The 19430-nt window shown below is 53.4% G+C and carries 29 protein-coding genes; 10 read left to right on the top strand and 19 right to left on the bottom strand.

Going from position 1 to position 19430, the window contains the following annotated elements; all coding sequences use genetic code 11:
• Positions 1 to 33: 33 nt before the first annotated feature.
• Positions 34 to 822 carry an inositol monophosphatase family protein gene (locus tag IR141_RS00990; RefSeq protein WP_135033845.1) on the top strand — a complete coding sequence of 263 codons (789 nt, stop codon included), beginning with the start codon at positions 34 to 36 and terminating at the stop codon, positions 820 to 822.
• A gap of 133 nt (positions 823 to 955) precedes the next feature.
• Here the strand turns inward: IR141_RS00990 and IR141_RS00985 are convergent, their stop codons facing one another.
• The 3 genes from IR141_RS00985 to IR141_RS00975 form a co-directional block, all read right to left on the bottom strand.
• The gene (locus IR141_RS00985; protein ID WP_135033844.1) at positions 956 to 1234 is read right to left on the bottom strand and encodes a helix-turn-helix domain-containing protein; all 279 of its coding nucleotides are present in this window, start codon (positions 1232 to 1234) and stop codon (positions 956 to 958) included.
• Between the two features lie 117 nt (positions 1235 to 1351).
• On the bottom strand, positions 1352 to 1627 hold the full coding sequence (locus IR141_RS00980) for a chaperone modulator CbpM (protein WP_135033843.1): 276 nt from the start codon (positions 1625 to 1627) through the stop codon (positions 1352 to 1354).
• 3 nt (positions 1628 to 1630) lie between these two features.
• The gene (locus IR141_RS00975; RefSeq protein ID WP_228068104.1) at positions 1631 to 2620 is read right to left on the bottom strand and encodes a DnaJ C-terminal domain-containing protein; all 990 of its coding nucleotides are present in this window, start codon (positions 2618 to 2620) and stop codon (positions 1631 to 1633) included.
• 289 nt (positions 2621 to 2909) lie between these two features.
• Here IR141_RS00975 and IR141_RS00970 point away from each other — a divergent pair, with 289 nt between their 5' ends.
• The 4 genes from IR141_RS00970 to IR141_RS00955 all read left to right on the top strand — a co-directional run bounded on the left by IR141_RS00970 (position 2910) and on the right by IR141_RS00955 (position 4794).
• Entirely contained in the window at positions 2910 to 3245 is a 336-nt protein-coding gene (locus IR141_RS00970) for a hypothetical protein (protein WP_135033842.1), read from the top strand.
• A gap of 218 nt (positions 3246 to 3463) precedes the next feature.
• On the top strand, positions 3464 to 3982 hold the full coding sequence (locus IR141_RS00965) for a hypothetical protein (RefSeq protein WP_135033841.1): 519 nt from the start codon (positions 3464 to 3466) through the stop codon (positions 3980 to 3982).
• An 80-nt stretch (positions 3983 to 4062) separates the two neighbouring features.
• The gene (locus IR141_RS00960) at positions 4063 to 4272 is read left to right on the top strand and encodes a hypothetical protein (RefSeq protein ID WP_135033840.1); all 210 of its coding nucleotides are present in this window, start codon (positions 4063 to 4065) and stop codon (positions 4270 to 4272) included.
• A 69-nt stretch (positions 4273 to 4341) separates the two neighbouring features.
• Positions 4342 to 4794, top strand: a complete 453-nt coding sequence (locus IR141_RS00955) for a lipoic acid synthetase (protein ID WP_135033839.1) — start codon at positions 4342 to 4344, stop codon at positions 4792 to 4794.
• 506 nt (positions 4795 to 5300) lie between these two features.
• Here the strand turns inward: IR141_RS00955 and IR141_RS00950 are convergent.
• From IR141_RS00950 to IR141_RS00875, 16 genes are all read right to left on the bottom strand, one after another.
• The gene (locus IR141_RS00950; protein WP_135033838.1) at positions 5301 to 5744 is read right to left on the bottom strand and encodes a phage virion morphogenesis protein; all 444 of its coding nucleotides are present in this window, start codon (positions 5742 to 5744) and stop codon (positions 5301 to 5303) included.
• A gap of 2 nt (positions 5745 to 5746) precedes the next feature.
• On the bottom strand, positions 5747 to 6652 hold the full coding sequence (locus tag IR141_RS00945) for a phage minor head protein (protein WP_135033837.1): 906 nt from the start codon (positions 6650 to 6652) through the stop codon (positions 5747 to 5749).
• Positions 6649 to 8181 (bottom strand): DUF935 domain-containing protein, encoded by a 1533-nt coding sequence (locus tag IR141_RS00940; RefSeq protein ID WP_135033836.1) that lies wholly within the window; start codon positions 8179 to 8181, stop codon positions 6649 to 6651. The genes IR141_RS00945 and IR141_RS00940 overlap by 4 nt, the downstream gene beginning before the upstream one ends.
• A gap of 290 nt (positions 8182 to 8471) precedes the next feature.
• Positions 8472 to 9938 carry a terminase family protein gene (locus IR141_RS00935; protein ID WP_228068103.1) on the bottom strand — a complete coding sequence of 489 codons (1467 nt, stop codon included), beginning with the start codon at positions 9936 to 9938 and terminating at the stop codon, positions 8472 to 8474.
• A gap of 35 nt (positions 9939 to 9973) precedes the next feature.
• Positions 9974 to 10519 (bottom strand): DUF3486 family protein, encoded by a 546-nt coding sequence (locus tag IR141_RS00930; RefSeq protein WP_135033834.1) that lies wholly within the window; start codon positions 10517 to 10519, stop codon positions 9974 to 9976.
• 1 nt (position 10520) lies between these two features.
• Entirely contained in the window at positions 10521 to 10838 is a 318-nt protein-coding gene (locus IR141_RS00925; RefSeq protein ID WP_135033406.1) for a hypothetical protein, read from the bottom strand.
• Complete coding sequence (locus IR141_RS00920; protein WP_135033833.1) at positions 10835 to 11158, bottom strand: hypothetical protein; 324 nt, start codon at positions 11156 to 11158, stop codon at positions 10835 to 10837. Before IR141_RS00920 ends, IR141_RS00925 begins: the two co-directional genes overlap by 4 nt.
• Before the next feature lie 2 nt (positions 11159 to 11160).
• Positions 11161 to 11370 carry a TraR/DksA family transcriptional regulator gene (locus tag IR141_RS00915; protein ID WP_135033832.1) on the bottom strand — a complete coding sequence of 70 codons (210 nt, stop codon included), beginning with the start codon at positions 11368 to 11370 and terminating at the stop codon, positions 11161 to 11163.
• Complete coding sequence (locus IR141_RS00910) at positions 11367 to 11579, bottom strand: hypothetical protein (protein WP_135033831.1); 213 nt, start codon at positions 11577 to 11579, stop codon at positions 11367 to 11369. The genes IR141_RS00915 and IR141_RS00910 overlap by 4 nt, the downstream gene beginning before the upstream one ends.
• Positions 11563 to 11967 (bottom strand): hypothetical protein, encoded by a 405-nt coding sequence (locus IR141_RS00905; protein ID WP_135033830.1) that lies wholly within the window; start codon positions 11965 to 11967, stop codon positions 11563 to 11565. The genes IR141_RS00910 and IR141_RS00905 overlap by 17 nt, the downstream gene beginning before the upstream one ends.
• Positions 11957 to 12205, bottom strand: coding sequence for a hypothetical protein (locus IR141_RS00900; RefSeq protein ID WP_135033829.1), 249 nt, complete (start codon positions 12203 to 12205; stop codon positions 11957 to 11959). The genes IR141_RS00905 and IR141_RS00900 overlap by 11 nt, the downstream gene beginning before the upstream one ends.
• Positions 12206 to 12220: 15 nt before the next feature.
• Positions 12221 to 12739: a TIGR02594 family protein gene (locus IR141_RS00895; protein WP_135033828.1), complete on the bottom strand. Its 519-nt coding sequence runs from the start codon at positions 12737 to 12739 to the stop codon at positions 12221 to 12223.
• 329 nt (positions 12740 to 13068) lie between these two features.
• On the bottom strand, positions 13069 to 13434 hold the full coding sequence (locus IR141_RS00890) for a hypothetical protein (protein ID WP_135033827.1): 366 nt from the start codon (positions 13432 to 13434) through the stop codon (positions 13069 to 13071).
• Between the two features lie 59 nt (positions 13435 to 13493).
• Positions 13494 to 13742 carry a hypothetical protein gene (locus IR141_RS00885; RefSeq protein ID WP_135033826.1) on the bottom strand — a complete coding sequence of 83 codons (249 nt, stop codon included), beginning with the start codon at positions 13740 to 13742 and terminating at the stop codon, positions 13494 to 13496.
• A complete protein-coding gene (locus tag IR141_RS00880; RefSeq protein ID WP_135033825.1) occupies positions 13739 to 14260 on the bottom strand; it encodes a hypothetical protein in 522 nt (173 codons plus the stop codon). The genes IR141_RS00885 and IR141_RS00880 overlap by 4 nt, the downstream gene beginning before the upstream one ends.
• A 30-nt stretch (positions 14261 to 14290) precedes the next feature.
• The gene (locus tag IR141_RS00875) at positions 14291 to 14929 is read right to left on the bottom strand and encodes a helix-turn-helix transcriptional regulator (RefSeq protein WP_135033824.1); all 639 of its coding nucleotides are present in this window, start codon (positions 14927 to 14929) and stop codon (positions 14291 to 14293) included.
• Between the two features lie 134 nt (positions 14930 to 15063).
• Here IR141_RS00875 and IR141_RS00870 point away from each other — a divergent pair, with 134 nt between their 5' ends.
• Genes IR141_RS00870 through IR141_RS00850 form a run of 5 tightly spaced genes read left to right on the top strand, consistent with a single transcriptional unit; the run spans position 15064 to position 19429 of the window.
• Positions 15064 to 15249 carry a DNA-binding protein gene (locus tag IR141_RS00870; RefSeq protein ID WP_107727132.1) on the top strand — a complete coding sequence of 62 codons (186 nt, stop codon included), beginning with the start codon at positions 15064 to 15066 and terminating at the stop codon, positions 15247 to 15249.
• Positions 15250 to 15261: 12 nt separating this feature from the next.
• Complete coding sequence (locus tag IR141_RS00865; protein WP_135033823.1) at positions 15262 to 15558, top strand: DNA-binding protein; 297 nt, start codon at positions 15262 to 15264, stop codon at positions 15556 to 15558.
• Positions 15559 to 15595: 37 nt separating this feature from the next.
• Positions 15596 to 16465 (top strand): hypothetical protein, encoded by an 870-nt coding sequence (locus tag IR141_RS00860; protein ID WP_135033822.1) that lies wholly within the window; start codon positions 15596 to 15598, stop codon positions 16463 to 16465.
• A gap of 2 nt (positions 16466 to 16467) precedes the next feature.
• Positions 16468 to 18246, top strand: coding sequence for a DDE-type integrase/transposase/recombinase (locus IR141_RS00855; RefSeq protein ID WP_135033821.1), 1779 nt, complete (start codon positions 16468 to 16470; stop codon positions 18244 to 18246).
• Between the two features lie 40 nt (positions 18247 to 18286).
• The gene (locus IR141_RS00850) at positions 18287 to 19429 is read left to right on the top strand and encodes an ExeA family protein (protein ID WP_135033889.1); all 1143 of its coding nucleotides are present in this window, start codon (positions 18287 to 18289) and stop codon (positions 19427 to 19429) included.
• The last annotated feature ends 1 nt before the right edge of the window (position 19430 follow it).

Genomic DNA, 19430 nt, shown 5'->3' with positions numbered 1-19430 from the left:
TGCGCATTATTGTACCCGATTGGAAAAGCCGCCATGAACCCGATTTTGAACACTGCCCTCAAAGCCGCCCGCAAAGCAGGCGATATGATGATACGCGCCTCGCGCAATTTAGACGCCGTTAAAACCGACAGCAAAGCATTTAACGATTTTGTTTCCGATATCGACCGCAGTTCCGAAGCCATTTTGGTTGATGCGCTCAAAGAAGCCTATCCCCACCACAAAATCACCGCCGAAGAAGGCGGCATGCAAGGCAAAGCCGCCGCCGAATACGAGTGGATTATCGACCCGCTGGACGGCACCACCAACTATCTGCACGGTCACCCACAATACGCCGTTTCGATGGCGCTGCTGCACAAAGGCGTGTTGCAGGAAGCCCTGGTTTATGCGCCCGAGCGCAACGATTTATATATGGCCTCGCGCGGCAAAGGTGCGCTGCTCAACGACCGCCGCATCCGCGTATCCAACCGCATCGAGCTGAACCGCTGCCTGATCGGCACCGGCTTTCCCGTTGTCGATCAAAGCATGATGAATACCTATCTCGCCATTCTGAAAGACGTTCTCGCCAAAACCGCAGGCGGCCGCCGCGAAGGGGCGGCCTCACTGGATTTGTGCGCCGTGGCCTGCGGCCGTTTTGACGGCTTTTTCGAGTTCAACCTCAAACCCTGGGACATCGCCGCCGGTGCCTTAATCGTGCGGGAAGCGGGCGGTATCATTACCGATATGCACGGCAGCGGAAACTGGCTGGAAAGCGGCAATATCGTGGCAGGCAACCCGAAAGTGCTGGTGCAGATGCTGCAAATCATCGCCCCGCATGTAAAATAAACAGCCGATGCCTTTAATCAAACCTGTTTGAAACCTGCAACATCCGTTTACCGTTATATCCGAATTTAATACAGAGATTTCCACAACCGCCCGGGCAACCTGGGCGGTTTTACCGTTTCCGCAACCGGCCGCCCTACTGCGCCATATCCAGCCGCGCCTGCGGCGGCAGCAAAAGCTGGTAGGCAGGCACACCGAGAGCAAGTGCCATTTTTTCGATGTTCGACAAAGCGATATTCCAGCGTTTGCGTTCCACCGCCGACACATAAGTGCGGTCCAACCCGCACCGCCGCGCCAATTCCTCCTGCGACCAGCCCCGGTTCACACGGAAAAGGCGCATATTATAGGCCAGCACAGCACGCAAATCGTCTTCAGCGGGCAGCTCTGTAGGGGCGGTCAGTTTGTTGCTCATCATGCTTCCTTGTGAATTTGCCTTCACGGATTTTACTTCACTGTTTTAAAAAATCAATACGCCGCAACCAAGTTGCACCAATCTGCCGGAACGCTTTGCTTGCCCACCGCAGCACAGCCGTCAGCCGGCATGGTTTTTGCGCAGGCTTTCCAATTCATCGAGAAGCTGCATAATCAGCGCGGTAGCCGGAATACCGGCTTCAAAATCCCGGCTGATTCGGCGGGCGCGGCGCAGGCGGGCAAGCTGGAAGCCGCTGAACACGGCTTCATCGGGGCTGCCTCCCACCGAAATGATTTCTTCTTCAATCACGCCCACCACCCAGTCGCGGTCATTGTTACAGGCGCGGACGACTTCGTTAAAACTCAGCTGCACATCGTATTCGTATTCTTGGCTCATGGTTTATCCTTTCACACCGTAATGCTCCGCCAATTTCTGCCAAGCGGCACGGTCGGCTCCGCTGTCGGCACGCGGCAGCACAATATTCACGGTCAGATATAAATCGCCCGCTTCTTTGGCCGGAATACCTTTGCCTTTCAGGCGCAGGTTTTGACCGGAGCGGCTGTTGGCAGGGATATTGACGTTCAGACGGCCGGCCGGCGTATCCGCTTCTATTTTGCCGCCGACAGCCGCCGTCCACGGCATCACATCGATACGCTGATAAATATCTTTGCCGCTTTTCACATACAGCTCTTCCGATTCGCGAAAGCGCACTTTCAAATATAAATCGCCGTTTGCGCCGCCGTTAAATCCGGGCAGACCCTGTCCGCGCAGGCGGATCTGCTGCCCTTCACCGATGCCTTTGGGGATTTTCACATGCAGGGTTTTACGTTCGTAGGCCATTTCTCCCTCAGCATTGAGCGTGGGCATATCGATGCTTAAACTACGCTCGCTGCCTTCGTAGGCCGAAGCGATGTCTATGCTGAGTTCGGCATATTGGTCTTCGCCCTGCAAAGATTCGCCCGGGCGCCGCCCGCGGGGCTGCTGCGCATGGCCGAAAGCGGAGAAAATATCATCAAAGCGGAAGTCGCCGCTGCCGAAAGGCCGGCCTTCGCCGAAGCGGCTGCTGTCGAAATGGTGATGCTGATAGCCCTCTGCACCCGTATCGAAGCCGCCGAAGCCTTCAAACCCGCCCCGCCCCGTGCTGCCGGCCTGCTGCCGCGCCTGAAACGGATTGGCCAGCATTTCATCGTATTCGGCACGCTTTTCAGGATCTTTCAGAATATTGTAGGCAAGATTGATTTCGCTGGTTTTTTGGTCGGCATCGGGGTCGTTGCTGACATCCGGGTGATATCGGCGCACCAGTTTGCGGTAGGCTTTTTTAATTTCGGCAATATCCGCATCTTTAGACACGCCGAGTATTTCGTAATAAGTTTTTTCGGTTGCCATCATTGCTTTCCGTTTGGTGTAAATATTGTTTATGCGCCCGCTTCAATGGCGGCGCGTTAGATAGAGTTTGAAGTAATGATACTCAACAGAAAATCAAGAGCAGGCGCGAAAAATATTCGAAAGGCCGTCTGAAAGTTTCAGACGGCCCTGCCGCAATAGTTATTCTTTATTACCGGATATTATCTGTTGCGCGAACCCTTGCACCTACTGTTGCAGCCGATAAGATTACCTAGTAATCTATTCGAAATATTTTATAAAAACAACCGTTTGTATAATACATACGGAATGATGAATGAAACCGGTTATAAGCAATATTATTTGGGGCTGTAAGAAAAAAATGGAACATTTTATAGAAGAAAATTGTCCGCTGATCGATTGGAAAGCAACGGTAAGCGATGCCGAATCCGCTTTAAAGCACAGCTTTCCGGCTTATGAAACGGTGTTTGAGCAGGCGGCATTGCAGCAATTGATTGAAAATTACAGTACAACGTATGCTGAAGCAGAAGTTGAGATGCAGTATAACCCTGCGTATTTAGGGGGCATGATTATTACAGCAGGCACGGCCTTTATTGCGCGGAGTTCGTCAATACTGTGCGCGAAAAGCGCAAATGCCGCCTGCAGACGGTAATAAAGGTTGGTGCCGATCCGCTGAATTTCCGATCTTGGGAAGACATCACCGTGCCGCAAACAATCAAAAACATTTTTTTGATACGCTGGATCGGTAACGATATTCTTTTGATAGGCGATGGGAAGCAATCGGGATGGATTCCCAACGCTGCGAAAGGCGGGCGCATATGTTATCCGTTTGAGTTTCCTTATGAGGAACCCCCAACGAGATTGATCAGAATGGCGGACGGCAAAACCTATCTTACCAATGGCCGTTATGTGTTTGCACCGGAATACGGCAACGGCGTGTTGCCCGAGTGGAAAGTCATCGCCGAACCGGCCGATCCGATAGATTCGGATTGTGTTTCGTTGGCGCCCGGCCGCTTTTTCTATGTAAAGCCACAGGGATTCGACAACAGCCCTGTCATCAGCGAATTTGATACGCTTGCCGGCAAAGTGGTTCAAACTTTCCGCCCCGAGCGTATGAACCATCAAACCCGGCTTCAAAAGCTGGATAACGAATGGTTGGTGGTTTACCGCATTGGAGACGGAGAAAAAGAATACGGTATGGCGCAGTTTTGGAATATAAAAAGCGGTGAGCGCATCGCCATGCCTTTCGGCAGATTGGGGAAGTATATGCTGGACCAAATATTGCCGCACCCGGACGGCTCCACTTTGCTTTATGTTAATAATGCCGATTTTAACGGCTATATTTTACGCGTAGAGAATATGCTGGAAAAACTGATGGCTATGCAGTAATATTGCCAAAACTGCGGTGGATGTCGATGATATTCCACCGCGTTTTTTATCAACGGAATATACTTGAACAAAAAACGGTAATGGAACGTGAAAAAATTTATTATGCGGCGGTGATTCTGACTTCGGCGGTTTCCATTTTGCTCAGCCCGTTTTTTTATGTACGCCGCACGCGCAAGCCGCAAAATGCCCAACCTGCCGAACGCCGCTGGCGCGCGGTGGTTGCCGGCAATCTGTTGATGGTGCTGGCTCTGCTTGCGGTGTGGTGGTTTTGGCTGCGACAGGCATGGTAACCCCCTCCGGCCTTGCCCGTTTGATTTTCACACGGCATACTGCACACTTCACATTACGGAAAGAAAACCATGCACAACATCATCCGCCTGTCTGCCGCCGCCCTACTCTCGGCAAGCATATTGCCCGCATCTGCCGCACCGGTTTACGAGTGTATGCAAAACGGGAAGCGCGTTTATACGCAAAACCCCGGCAGCCATTGCCAAAAAGCCGATGTCGGCAGAGTCGGCCTGTATTCCTCCACACCGCCGGCAAACAATCCGCAGCCCGCCGCACAGGAGAGCCGTGCCGAAAACCACGCGGCCGGCTCAGACACCATACAGCGCCAAGCCGCCCGACAGCAACTCGAGCAGGCACAAAAAGCGTTGGAAGACGGAAAAAAGGTGCGCTACGGCAACGAACGCAATTATGTACGCTACCAAGAGCGCATCCGGAATCTTGAAGCGGCGGTAGGCGAAGCACAGCAAAAACTCGATGCGCTGGATAAAACAGATGATTCCGGCGGAGCAGCAATTTCCCGATAAAGCCAGCGGGATATATTTCAATCGGCATCAAATACAAATACAGCAAATCTGCTTGAAAAAACCAAGCAAGTCGACCAAATGCAGGCTATAGTAGAAATTCCGCAACCAGAAGCATGTTCCCGCATCCCGTTATGGTGTTGCTGCGGTTCGCCGCCCGCTGCCGAAAATGAAGAAAGGAAACCCGCCATCATGCCGAATACTGCAAGACAGCGCAGCAATAGCATGATTTTAAATATGATTTAAAAACAAACCGGCTATCGGCCCGGCAGCCATTGTGCCGCTTTGACCAAATGCTGCGTTATATTCTCAAAATGGCCGCCGCTGTTACGCTCAAAAAACGTTACGGCTCCCGCTGCCTGCTGAAACCAAGTGAGATAAATATACAGGGGTCTGTGAGATAAATGGGATTATTCGGGTTGTGGTGGGTTGGTGTGGGATGGAAAGACTGAAACAACGTTACACCTAGTGAAACAAAATGAACGGGCGAATTTGCCCGTTTTTTATGCTCATAATCCCTTGCTGAGGGATTTTAGGGCGATGTCCAACAGGGAGCGTTCGGCTCCTTTTTGGAGTCGGCCTGCTCCGTTGATGGGCAGGTAGGGACGGGCTGGGATTTTGACTTTTTTTCCGCGCCCGGCTTGGCCGCCGAGGTGGTGGATGGCGGCATACTTTTTATTGCTGCCGATGCGGGCGAAGTCGTTGCCGACTTTGGTGCTGATGCCGGCAGCGAGTTGGCCGGAGAGTTGCAGGGTTTTGCCGCCGTTGTTTGCCGCGCGGCGGCTGCGCGGCCATGATTTGCCGCCCCAGCTTTCGCTTTCGAAGTTGTCTTCCGTGAGTGAAACCATTTCGGTGGCGATGGCGCGCATCATGGGGCGGGTGTCGGTGGCGTTTTTCAGCAGTTTGCCGAGACCTTCCTGCAATTGTTTGTCGTCTAGGCTGATTTCAAGCATTTTTACCCTTTCAATAACTTTAAGACCCACGCCAAGGCGGCTTTGGACAAGCCGTCTTTGAAACGTTTGTCCGCCGTCATTTCCTTCATCGCGGTGCGGGCGATGTCGGGGTGGGTTGCTTGGGCTTTTTCTGCGGCCACACGCGCCATGCGCGAGAGCATGGCTTTGCCCTGATTGGCGTTGAAGCCGACATTGGGGGCGACAAAAGTGCCGTTGATGCGGATACCGGTGCGTTGGCCGTAGCGGGCTTCGCCCGTGTATTCGTTGGTGCCGATATCAACTGTGATGGTTTCGAGTTTCGGGCTGGGCTGCACTTTGGCCGCGCCGCGTGCTTCGGAAAGCGGTTTGACGCGGCAGCGGCAGCGGTAGTCGAGCGGCGGGTAAAGGGTGTCCCACACGGGATCAGTGGCTTCGTACACTTTGCCGTGCAGCAGGCGGTGGCTTTCGCGGGTGCGTTCGTCGTTGATGGCAACGTATTCCCAATAAGGGTGGGTGTCGATGCTTTCCATCATTTCTGCATAGCGGCCGGCCATGTAGGCCGACTGCATATTGGTTAAGTAGATGGTTTTGAGACGGTGCGGGCTGCCGAGTTGTACGTTCTGAAATTCGCCCGTATCGGGGTTGGGCACGTCTTTCCTGCCCCACCAGCCTTTGGCTTGGAGTACGGGGGCGAGTTCGCGGCTGAATTCTTCCAGAGTTTGGCCGTTTTCCAATGCTTTCAGAACCGCACTATATATATCGTCCAGCACGTCCATTTTGGCGGTTTTGGCCACGGTAAAGGCAGCGGCGTGGGCATCGTCGAGCATATCCTGCCAGTCCCACGAGATGTGGTGGCCTTTCTGTTTCAGGTAGGCTACGGCGGCTTCGGGCTGCATACCGAACACGGCCTTGATGTCTTCGGGGTTCATTTGCCCATCTCCTGTGCCGCTTCAATCCTGCCGACCAATCCCGACAAGAAAATCAGCCGCGCCAACTCGTTTTGCAGGGCTTTGTCGTCCATATTCGGATAGGCTGCACTTAAACGGTCGAGCAGGTTGTCGGCGGTTTCGCCTTTTTTCAGTTCGGCCACCAGCGCGGCGGTTAAAACGCTGCCCTGTTCGTTCAGACGGCCTGCATCGGGGGCGAAACTGTCCAGCATCATACCTGCATCGGTCTGTTTGGGTTCGCCTTCGCCGAAATCGGCGGCTTTTTTATCGGTTTCGGGCGTTTCAGGCTGCGGGGCAGGCTGCCGAACAGTGTTTTGGGTTTCACTAACGGAAACCACGTCATCATCAGACAGATTGTAGCGGTTTTTCCAATAGCTTTCGCTGAACTGTACGCCGCAGTTGACCAATATTTGGTCGCGTTCGGCCAGCTCTCTGCCGCCTTCTTCCAGCTCATAAAGTACGAACTTGGGGCGGGCGGTGTTCTCCCCGTAGTTGAGTGCGATAATCCAGTCGATAAGTTGGTTGATGCAGCCCTCGACGATGCGGCAGTCGTTATCGCGGATATCTTTGGTTACTTCCAACCCGGCTTTTGCGCTTGCGTGGGTGGTGTCTTTTTCGGTGGTTTGGTCTTGGCCGAGCAAAGCGATGGCGATTTCGGAGCGGCAGTAGCGGATAAAGCGGTCGTACACGTCGGTGCTTCCCTGTTTGCCTGCGGCTTCTTTGATTTCTACCGATGAGTCATCGGGAATGGTGGCGACGGCGTTGCCGATCAGCTGTTCCAACGCATCAAGCAGCTTTTCGGTGTCGTTTTCGGTATTGCTGCGCGGTTCGCGGCCGATAATCCACGGTGCGCCGAACTTTTCGGCGAATTCCGCCCAGAATTTCAGTCCGCCGCGCTTGAATACGGTCGGCCAATACACGCACGACAAATCACCGGTGCCGTAGGGGTTGGTATAGCCGGCATTGTGGGTCGGGCACAGGAATTTATAGTCGGGAACCGGTGTCTGTTTTTCAAAACCTGCGGCGGCGGTCAGGTACATCAGGCCGTCTGAATCGAAAGCAAACCACTCCTGCGGTTTGGCGGTGATTTCGATCGGCAGCCATTGCCTGCCCGCCTGCCAAACCACTTCCAGAGGCTGGTAACCGAACATGGCTGCGTCGAGAATATTGTTGATCAGCCGGTAGAGGTCGATATGGTTGAGGAAATCATCTATCACGCGCAACGCATCGGCGGGCACGCCGTCGTCTTCGAGCCGCCATTCCAGCCCTGCCACCGCCGCTTTGCGGCGGCGCACATGGCCGGCGACAACGGCATCACCCAGAAGTTCACGGTAAACGGCGATATTGCGGTGGCCGAGTTTCCTTAAAACCGGGTCGGGATTGGGCAGTAGGCCGCCGAAGCCGCCGGCACCGAAAAAACGGTTCATAACCGCCAAATGGGCGGTAAGGTTTTCGGGTTTGAACTGAACGGTGCCGGAGGTGGTTTTGAGTTTGAAATGCGGTTTTTTCATTTTCAGACGGCCTTGGTAATAACTAATTCAGAAATGCTGCGCCAGATTGTGTGAATGGAAAAAAACCATTCGCTAAAGAGATCGCACGGCATTTTCGGCTTGTATTTGGGATACAAAAATGACAACAACCACGAAAATGGAAATAACAACAGAACATAAACCACCACGACCAGTTGAAATGCGGAAAGTAATACCGTGAATAAGAGGCAGATAAAATAACAGCTGATGATGCATGGCATGGCATGGCAAACACAGCAATGATAATTTCGGGTGTGGTGAATCTGTTCATCTTAGTTATATCCTCTCGTTAATCGGCTGCGGCGGCTGACTTTTCGGCTGGAAACATTGACCGGGCCGTTGTTCAGTTCGCGGCTGGCGTAATGCGCCAATACCAATGCAATTCCGGCGTCGCCGTGGCGTTTTTGGCCGTCTGCGCCTTTGGTGCGGGTGACGGGAATGCGCGGCACGCCGTTAATGAGTTCGAACGCACGCAGGTCGTTCAGAATATCTTCGTCGCGCGGCAGGCCGTCGAGCGTGCCGTCTTCCAGAGCGGCTTTGAATTGGGCGGTATGCAGCCGGTACCAGTTTTCCGACAGCATCACCGGTTCGACCACGCTCGCGCCGAACATATCCTGCATGGCCTCGGCCAGCGATTGGCCGTTGCCGCGGGCATCGAACGCCGCGCCGCGCAGGTTGGGCAGGTGGCGCACCAGGTGGCCGATAATCTGTTCCTGTTGTTTAAAAGGCATATTGCCCAGTTCCAACACGAACGGCGGAACCAGCATCAGGTTCTGCTGTTGCAGCAGGGGCACAATCACGGTGCGGTCGCCCGAGCGGGCGAAGTCTTCGCCGACGAAGCTGACACGGGTTTTGTCGAGACCGTCCAGCAGCGGCTGCAGGGTGTCTTTTATCCAGTCTGCCACTTCGGCCGCGCGTTTGTGTTCGGGCATCAGGCCGAAGGCATCGGTTTGGTCGTAGCGGATAACGGGCGTGTACGGGCTCATGCGGCTTTCAATCAGGGCGCGGCTCAGCCATTTGCCGCCGCCGTTTTTGGGGATGCAGTCCAACTCTTCCGAAGCGTCTTCGCCGTAGAAATCGCGGATTTCCTTACACCATGCGGCTTCGCCTTCTTCCGTCCATTCTCTGCTCAAGCGTAGGCAGATGCGGCGGTACAAGCCCTGCTCCACGGCTTCGTTGAAGGTGATGCGGTGGATTGAATACGGCTTTTTGCCTGCCCGCACATCATTAATCAGCTCATTAAACGGGTTGTCGATGCCGTCGTGTGTGCTGATGATGTGTACCTGACCGCCCCACATCAATAAGGCCATTGCCGCTTTGAGCAACTCGGAGAGCTGGTCGTGGAACGCGGCTTCATCGATAATCACGCGCCCCTGTTTACCGCGCAGGTTAGACGGGCGGCTGGATAAAGCGGTGATCCGCCAGCCCGAGGCAAAGCGGATAACGAAAGCCAGCACGGCTTGGCGGTCGTCGCCCTCGACAAACACTTCTTCGGTTTCTTCGATTTCACCCGCCGCCAGTTGGTAATGCTTCGCCCAGCCGGCACAGTCGCGGATAAACTCAAGCGCCATGTCTTTGTTGTAGCCGATGTACCAAGCGTCCATGCCTTTGGCCGAAGCCGCCAACAGCGCGGTGTCGGCGGCTTCGCCCCAGCTCAAACCGATACGGCGCGATTTCTCGCACAACTTCACGGGCGATTGGTCGGCGCACCATGCCTGCTGGTACGGCAATAATGCCATCGGCGTGCGGTCTTCGGTTTTATGTTCAGACGGCCTCATGTGGCAATACCCAATATCTGTTTACGGATGGCTTCCGCCGCTTCGTCGGACAAGCCGCCTTTTTTGGCCTGTTTGGCCACATCTTCGGCGGCGGCCGCCACTTTGGCTTTCACTTTGGCCTGATACTCTTTCAGGCGCGTGCTGGCGGAAATCAGGCCGCTGATTTTTTTCGCACCTTCGGCCATCACGTCGAAGCGGTCGAGGGCATTTAACTCTTCATTATCCATCTCGCCGATTTGTACCAGCGCATCAAACAGCTCGGTCTGCAGCATGGCCGTTAAGGCTTCGGAGCGGGTGTCGCCTTCGTCTGCCGCGCCTTCGGCAATCAGACGCGCGGCTTCGGTGCTGTTTTTGATGGCGGCAAACCGCCTTTGCACTTTCTGCCCGTAGCGATGTGCGGCGGAGCGGCTGATTTCGTAACCTTGTTCCTGCAGCCATTCGGCCAGCGCGGCGTAATCGGCAAAGCCGTTTTCCACCAGCTTGCGCTCGAACGCATGGCGCACGGCTTCCGGCAGTTGTTCCACTGTGCTGCGCTTGGCCATATCAACTCCACACTTTTTCGGGGCGGGCGATGCCGGGATAACAGGCTACGGTGTACTCGGCGATGTCCACACCCAAGCTGGTTAAATCGGCAAACCACAGGCCGTGTGGCGTTTTATTCAGTTCGATGAGCTTGCGGTCGGCCAAATAATCCAACTCGCGGCGCACCTGAATGGCGGTGGTTTGCGGGTAAATCGCGTTCATGATGTCGAGCAGGAAGGTTTCGGGCGTGGTGTGCGGACGCGCTTTGTCGAGCGCGTTTATAATGTTCCAACGCATTCCTTCACGGCGTTGTTTTTCCATCAGTTCTTCGCTAATCATTTTCGTGCGCTTTCCATCTTATAAAGGTCGGTGAGTTTTTCTGCGATGTTGTCGATTTTGGCTTCAAGCACCACTTGGTTGCGGATGTAGTCTTCCCGCAACACATAAGTCATCGGCAGGCTGGCACTAAATTCGCCCAGCTGCCGCTCCATTGACTCCACTTTGTTTTGCAGTTTTTCCATCTGCTTTTGGCGTTCGTCCTGCTGCTTTTGAAATTGGGACAGCAGCATTTTGCCGAACGTGAAGCACAGGCCGAGAAAGGAGAGCAAAAAGCCGACCAACTGCCAAAATTCGATGCTGATAAAGGTTTTGTTGTCCATTGCTAGGGGTATCCGTGCTCGAAATATTCTTGGCAATACACGCAGCGGGTGCAGCCGGGGACGGCCTTGCGGCGTTCTTCGGGAATCGGGTCGCCGCAGTCGTCGCATTCGTAGTTGCTCTTGCCTGTATTTTCAGACGGCCTGTGTTTGGATAAGGCTTCGGCCAAAAATAAGGCTTCGTTTTCAGACGCTTGGTCGATAATGTCGGTCATTGTTGTGGCTTTTCCCGTTGATACCATGCCTGCCAGCCCTGTACCTGAAGTTCGAGCTTTTGGCAGTAGGCCCCGTAACGGACGGCATGGTTTAACAGTTGTTCGGGTGAGCCGCCGGCCGGACGCTCGGGGCGTTCGTGTTTGGCCAGCAGCTCGGAAGACACGGGTGGCAGCGCGGGCTGCTCGACCACTTTAATCGGCGTAACCAAAGGCTCTGTTGTAGTGGCGCAGGCTGTCAGCGCCGATGCCAGTAAAAGCGGCACCGTTTTTTTTAAGCACATGGGGGATTTGCTCCTGTAGTTTGGCCGTCTGAATATCCAGTCGGCGGTTGGCCTCCGCCAGCTTCACGCTTTGGTGTTGGGCGAAATCAAACCACTTTTGCTTTTCGGCGGCGGCTTCGGCGAGCTTTTCGCTGTATTGGGTTTCCGCCGCCAAGGCCGCGCTCTGATAAATGCCGATGATTGCGGCTTTTTCTTTTTCAGCCGCTTCCGTGGCCGTGCGGTGGCCGTCGATGCGGCCGGCGAAGTAGACGGCCAGCACGGTGGCAACAAACAGCAAGGCAGAAAGCATAGTGCGCGCGACCGGGTTAATCGGCATGGCCGTCTCCTTTGTTGATTTGGGCGACCTGCGGAATAACCGCCATGCCGCGTTTGATTAAGGCGTAACCGCCGACCATCGAGCCGTAAGCCCACCATAACCACTCGGGCGTGTCGGCGGCCAATACGAACTTGACCGTCATCATCGTGGCGGCCACATTCGCCCAAAGTTTGGTGTGCGAAATATGGCCTGTGGCCGGGTTGGTAATCAGGCCGCCTATCCATTTGATGAATTTCATTTCAGATGGCCTTTATTACGCTTCATTGCTCGAAAACCCGCCCGCCATCTGAATACGCGGCAGCTTATAGCGGCTGTCCAGCGGACGGCGGGGCTTGCCTTTGTCTGACGGCCATACATAGGCCGCAACACGGCTGCGCGGGAACTTGGCAATGCTGACCTGATTGCCCTGATTACCGCCCAAGACCATCAGGTTGCCTTGATTATCCAGCCCGACCACAAAGCCGACATGACCGCCGCCCTGCCGTTCAAATACGGCGATGCAACCGTATGCAGGGTGTTGCAGGCGGCTGCCCGCATCTGCCCACGCTTTGGCGCGATACCAATGCTGCGGCAGGCCCCGGCCTGACACACGGCAGCAGTGGGCAACAAACGTGCCGCACCAAGGCGTTTCATCGTCGCGCCACCAGGCATTCAGGGCATTCAGCCAATTGATGATAGTTGGGTTGTGCTGTTTGCCGGGAATCTCGGCCAGCCCGATATGGCGGCGTGCTTCGGCTACCCAAGACAGTTCGGTTTGATGATTGAGAGACATAAGAAATCCCTGTAACTTTTGGTTGTGTTATAGGGATTTTGATTGGTATTGTTTGAAAGGGCTTTTAAACGGGTTTAAAAAATGATGGCATCTCGGTTTATGCCTGATTCAGATAAAACGTGCAAATGGCTTTAAGTACCTGCTTTGGTAATTGCGGAGGCAGCGGTAGACAGTCGAAGGGGGAAATTACTAAAGGAGTTTAATATTTAGCCACGAGCCCACCTGATACGATACCCGCATCGTTTATTATTTGCAGGAGAAAACCATGTGTGCCTTTTCTATTCAAACCATGCTGCCGAAAGAAACCTTACAGGCCGTTTTCAACACCCTTACTGAGTCTGTTTCAAATGAGGGTGGTTTCTCAGAATTTCGGCAGCGATTATCGAAAATGCCTGCTCTGTCTCAGACTGGTCTGAATCTACCTGAAACAGACGGTTCTCCCAAAACGGGCTGTTAGGGAAAGTAATCAGGGCAAAAAATTCGGTTAACAGCGTGCAGGCCACTCTTGCCGCAGGCTCGGAAACATTTTGCCAGCGTGTTTTTTCATCTAATGAGAGAAGGGCTTGAAGTGCATCGTTTTCATAAGCCATATCATGCTTACTCATCGTTCCCGGTTCAAGCAGCCATCTATGGTTTTGAAAAAGGTTGAATACTAACTCCGCCGCTTTTTCGGCGGAGATTTGTTTTTGAGCCATCGTTTTCCTTTCGTTAAACAAGCCGTCTGAAATTCTTTCAGATGGTATTTCTTTCATTTTCATTGTTCAAACAGTTCATCTGGTACCTTACCACTTTGCAGCAATATCGTGGTTTTACCCATTTCTCCAGTGTCTTCGTCGTATTCTTGAGCTACAGCCACCACACCGGCGTGTTTTTCGGCTAGGCGATCAGCACGACGACGGGCATCTGTCTCGCTGTTGAACTGAATGGGCGTGGTAGGCTTGAGGATAAGCTGGCCTTTGACTTTGTATTCATCGAAAGGTTGGACGATATAGGTAGTTTTCATTTCATTTGTTCCAGAGCGGCTTGATATTCTTTGACTTGAGTGGGCGTCATATCATGCGGGAGACGCATCAATAGATTTTCATGCTTGAATTGGTATACCGTGAAAGGTGTGCTTTTTGTCACAGTAGCTACATAATTATAACGGTCTTCCAACTCTCCTTTTGTTTTAAAGATTTCTATGGTGCCAAAATTTTCGGGATGCATCTGATAGCGAGTGTCGTTGAAATTCAGCTTACCAATATATTGCCCTTGCCGACCCAATAACTTATTTGGGTCAGTATCTTCTGTATAGATAACCACCTTACCTAAAGTGGGAATGGTTTTAAGCTTATCTGTAATGTATTGGGTATCTTCAATCAGCTTTAATTCCGGAGTAGGCGGTTCGGGACGAGCCACTTCTACTGTAGCGGAACTGGCTTTTGCACCTCCAGTCGCAGCTTCTGGTGAGGGCAGCTGTTGGTTGCAAGCAGTCAGTGCCAAGATGAATAGAAGGTATAAAGATACTGGTTGCTTTTTCATATCAAGTCCTTTAATTAAATCCCAAATAAATCAACTCAAATCCCGTGATACATTAACCACCTGCCCGATAACTTGAATATCGGGGTGTTGGTCAAGGTGCAATGGCATTGGCGGATAAGCATCATTGTCGGAGAGTAGCAACAAAGTACCGTCTATCTGCTTTTGGATGCGCTTGACCCATAAGGTGTCACTGCTGCGAATAACGTAAATATGGCCGTCTCTCGGCACTGCACGGGACATATCCACCAACAAGGTATCACGATTGCCGATAGTCGGTTCCATACTGTCGCCGCGCGCCATCACGCAGCTGAGGTTTTTTTCATGTAGACCGTTGGTGCGCAGCCAGTCGCGGCGGAAAGCTAAATGTGAGGAGGGTTCGCTCACCCCCTCTTCATAAGCACCGTGCCCTGCGGAAACTTCAACTTCGAAAAATGGGATTAAGGTAAATTCCTCATCATTCAAATTATCTGGAGTCTGTTTCTTTCCGGTTAAAATATATTGGACATCAAAGCCAAAATCCAAAAAATACATAATTTGAAGCGCATTCGGATAGGATTTTTCGTTCTCCCAGTTCCAAACTGTATTTTTTTTGACATCCAATTTATCTGCCAAATCTTCCTGACTCAATTGATTTTTAAGGCGTTCTTCTTTCAGGCGCTGCCCAAACATAAACAATCTCACAAAATAATTGGATTTAACTATTGTCTATCCAAATATATTTGGATAGAATTGCATCATTTGAACAAAGATGCTCAAAGATTTAAACAATTTCATTCTAGCACGAAAGATACAGGAGATATTCAGTGAATGCAGAGAAGGTAAAAAAAGGATTCCGCCGGCGCGGCGAGACGATTAAGTCTTGGTGTGACGAGCGGGGATACGACCCGACTTATGTGTCGAGGATACTCAACGGCACGATTAAGGCCACGCGCGGCAAGGCTCATAAGATTGCCGTGGAGCTGGGACTTAAGGCCAAAGATGCGGCATGAGAGGTTTGATTTATGGCTAGCAGTAAAGGAACACGGGTTTTAAAGGTTTTCAAAGCTCTGAAAGCACATCCCATTATCGGGATGAGCAACAAGGAAATTTCAGACGGCCTCGGAATTTCTCCGGTTCATGTGAGCAGGGATTTGGAAGACCTGATTGCTGAAGGTTTGGTGGTCAAGCTTGAAAACGGAAATTTTGCTTATGCAATGGCAACCCTGCAAATCGCAGAGCGTTTCAGACGGCAAAACGAACAGCTGCAAGAGCGGTTAAAGGAAATGAGTTACCGCTTTGAAGTGGGCAGTCAATTTTGAAAACGCTCGATGTCGAGCGTTTTGGAGAAGATAAAAAATGGTACAAGAAGTTGAAATTTTAGATGCGGAGCCGGAAAAAAGCGGCGGAAATATGGCTTTACACAGCACGGAGGTTATGCAGCTGTGGGCAAACGGAGAGGCTTATGATGAAAAAATTTTTATTGAGCGGGGAAAGCTAAAGTTTCGTGAAGCTCAGGAGGCATTTTTTGAATTTGGCCGCGTGCTGGTGGTTTTGAAGGAGCATATGCCACATGGGAAATTTCAAGAAACGGTGCAGCAAGAATTTAATATCGCCCCTCAATCGGCACGAAAAATGATTCAAGCCACCGTGAAATTCTGTTCTCCCCAGATGTTGAAGGCGCAACCCAAGCTACTGGCACTCGGCAAATCGAAATTATTTGAGTTGATGACGGAAGACGATGAGGACTTGCAGCAATTGGCTGACGGCGGTTCTGTAAACGGGTTAACTCTCGATGATGTTGACCGAATGACGATTAAAGAGTTGCGTGTTGCCCTGCGTGAAAGCCGCGATACGGCGGCGGCCAAAGACAAGGTGATTGCCGATAAAAACAAAAAGGTTGACGAACTGGCCGAGAAGCTGGCGAAGAAGCAGGTTAAGGAGCCGCAACCGCACGATGTGGCCGGCGAGCTGACCATGCGCTTGAGCACAACCGAAATCGGCGTGCGCTCCGATATGAGCCGGTTGCGCGATTTGTTCGAGCAGATGCTTGCCCACGGCGAGGCGCACGGTTTCGACCACCGCCCGCAGATGGTCGGCTGTATCAATCAGATTATCAGGGATGCCCAAGCACTGCGGGAACAGTTTATGTTGCCCGAAGAAGCGCCCACCGATGAAACGCCGGAGTGGCTGCAAGGTGTTGTTGAGGGCGTTGAAGGCGGGGAATAAAAATGAATGCGGCAATGACGGAGCGTTTGGCCGAAATCGCCCGAGAAGCCGAACAGCGCGGGCACGGCAGCAAGACGGCCTATTTGAAGGAGCAGGCGGCGGAGCTGGGTTTGAGTTTGGCCACGCTGCACCGAAAGCTGGAAGCGGTGGTGTTGAAGCCGAAGAGAAAACGCCGCGCCGATGCGGGCAAGTCGGCCTTAACGAGGGAAGAGGCGCAGATGATCAGCACCTTGGTGATGGAAACCATGCGCAAAAACGGCAAGCGGCTCACTACGGTGGGCGCGGCGGTGGAGATGTTGAGAGCCAACGGCGCCATTGCCGCCGAGAAAGTTGACGAGGCAACGGGCGAGATAACGCGACTTTCGGACAGCACCATTATCAGGGCTTTGCGCGAATACAAGCTGCACCCCGACCAGTTGTTGCAGCCGGAGCCTGTAACCCGCATGAAGTCGGAACATCCGAACGAGTGGTGGCAGATCGACCCGAGTTTGTGTGTTTTGTATTACCTGCCCCGCAACGGCAAAGACACGGGCTTGAGGGTGGCGAGTTATGAAGAGTTCTATAAAAACAAGCCGGGCAACCTGAAAAAAATCGAGCTTGATCGGGTGTGGCGCTACACCGGCACCGACCACACGAGCGGCGCCATCTGCGTTCGCTACTACTTCGGCGGCGAGACTTCTGCAAACTTGTGCGATTTCTTTATCTACATGATGCAGCAGAAGGCGGATGTTGGGAAAGACCCTTTTAGGGGAGTACCCAAGAATGTGATGCTCGACCCGGGCAGCGCGAATACCTCGGCGGCGTTTAAAAACCTCTGCAAGGCTCTGGATGTGCATGTGCAAATCAACAAACCGGGCAAACCGCGCGCCAAGGGGCAGGTGGAAAAGGCCAACGATATTGTGGAAACGGCCTTTGAAAGCAGCCTGAAACTGGTGGAAGTGGGCAGCATTGAGGAGTTGAACGGTTTGGCCGAACGCTGGATGTGCTACTACAACGGCACCAAGGTTCACAGCCGCCACGGCATGACCCGATACCAAGCGTGGAACCGCATCAAGGCCGAACAACTGATTCTGCCACCCCCGGCGGAATATTGCAGGGAGCTGGCGGTGAGCGCGCCGAAAGAGGCGAAAGTAAGCCCCGATTTGGAAATACGCTTCGGCGGCAGGTATTACAGCGTGAAAGACATTCCGGGCGTGATGGTCGGCCAGAAACTGATGGTGGCCAAAAACCCGTGGGACGAAACCGGCGCACGCATCGCAACATGGGATGCACAAGGCAACGAAATCTGGCAGCCGGTAACGGCACTCGAGTTTAACGAGTTCGGCTTCCGCGAGGATGCCGCCCGACTTGGCTCAGAATACAAAGCACCGGCGGAAACACCGGCGCAGAAGGCCAGAAAAGAGCAGGAAAAACTGGCGACGGGTGCGGCCACATTGGCCGAGGCAGAAGCCAAACGCAAAGGCAAGGCGCTGCCCTTCGGCGGACGCATCGACCCCTACAAGCATCAGGAAGACACGCTGGCTGCGCGCAATACGCTCTATATCGAGCGGCAGGGGTCGCAGATGGATTACAACCGTATGGAAGTGGCCGAGCAGGTGTTGAGCAAGGTGGAAATGGCCAAGCTGCTAAAGCCGCGTATCGAAGCCGCCGGCGGCAACTGGAAACAGGCTTTAACCCTGATACAGAAACAGTATCCCGATGGGGTCGCCGCCAGCCAGTTGGATGCGGTATTTAACCAACTGAAAACGGCAGGCCGTCTGAAATTACACAAAACCGGTTAAACCAAATGCGATGACGACGTCGCATTTGGCGGAGGAAACGATGAAGCAGGATTTTCAGAAAATCGGCAAATCCTACGCCGCCGCTGCCGCCGAAATCGGCTGCTCCAAGCCGATGCTGGTGGCGGTGGTCAACCACGGGAAATGGCCGAAAAAAGGCGCAGACAAGCTGCGCGAGAAGTTAAAGCAGTTTTTTGAAACGAATGGTGCGGATATTCCCGCTGGCCTGAGAAACGAGCCGGAAGCCGCACCTGCCCACCCTAATGAAAGCGAGGACAAAGAGATGTTATTACGAAAAGCAACCTTAACACAAGCCGCACGCCGCCATTTCGGCCTGCCGCGCGACCCGTTTAACGAAGAAATCAACAGCGCCGATGATGTGTTTTTAACGCCCGATGTGCGCTATGTGCGCGAGGCAATGTTTCAGACGGCCTGCCACGGCGGCTTTGTGGCGGTGGTCGGCGAGAGCGGCGCGGGCAAATCCACCCTGCGCGAAGACCTGCAAGACCGCATCAACCGCGACGGCAAACAGATTGTGATGATCGAACCGTATGTGCTGGCGATGGAAGACAACGACCAGAAAGGCAAAACCCTGAAGGCGGTGCATATCGCCGAGGCGGTTTTGGCCGCGGTGGCCCCGAATGTGTCGCCCAAGCGCAGCCCCGAAGCGCGGTTTGCCCAAATCCACCGCGCCCTGGCCGAAAGCGCCAAAGCAGGCAACAAGCATGTGTTGGTAATCGAAGAAGCCCACAGCCTGCCTATCCCCACCCTGAAACACCTGAAACGGTTTTTTGAATTAAAACATGGTTTTGAGCGCCTGCTGGGTATTGTGTTAATCGGCCAAACCGAGCTGGCGCAGAAGCTCAGTGAAAACAACCCGAACGTGCGCGAAGTGGTGCAGCGCTGCGAAGTGGTAACGCTGCTGCCGCTGACCGACGGCAAGCTGGCGGGCTACCTGAAACACAAGTTTGGGCGCGCCGGCGTCGATATAGCCAAAGTGATGGACGACAGCGCCATCGATGCGGTGGCCGAGCGCCTGACGGTAAAGAGCCGCACGGCCAAAGGCACGGCGGAGCACAGCCTGCTCTACCCGCTGGCCGTCAACAATTTAGTGAGCGCGGCCATGAACCAAGCGGCCGAGCTGGGGTTTGATGTGGTTGACGCCGATGTGGTTAAGGGGGTGTGAG

Origin of the sequence: Neisseria sp. 19428wB4_WF04 (assembly GCF_015235335.1) — a bacterium.
Classification (GTDB): domain Bacteria; phylum Pseudomonadota; class Gammaproteobacteria; order Burkholderiales; family Neisseriaceae; genus Neisseria; species Neisseria musculi.
The sequence above is the reverse complement of the archived record's forward strand: the minus strand, read 5'-3'. Positions and strand labels throughout refer to the sequence as shown.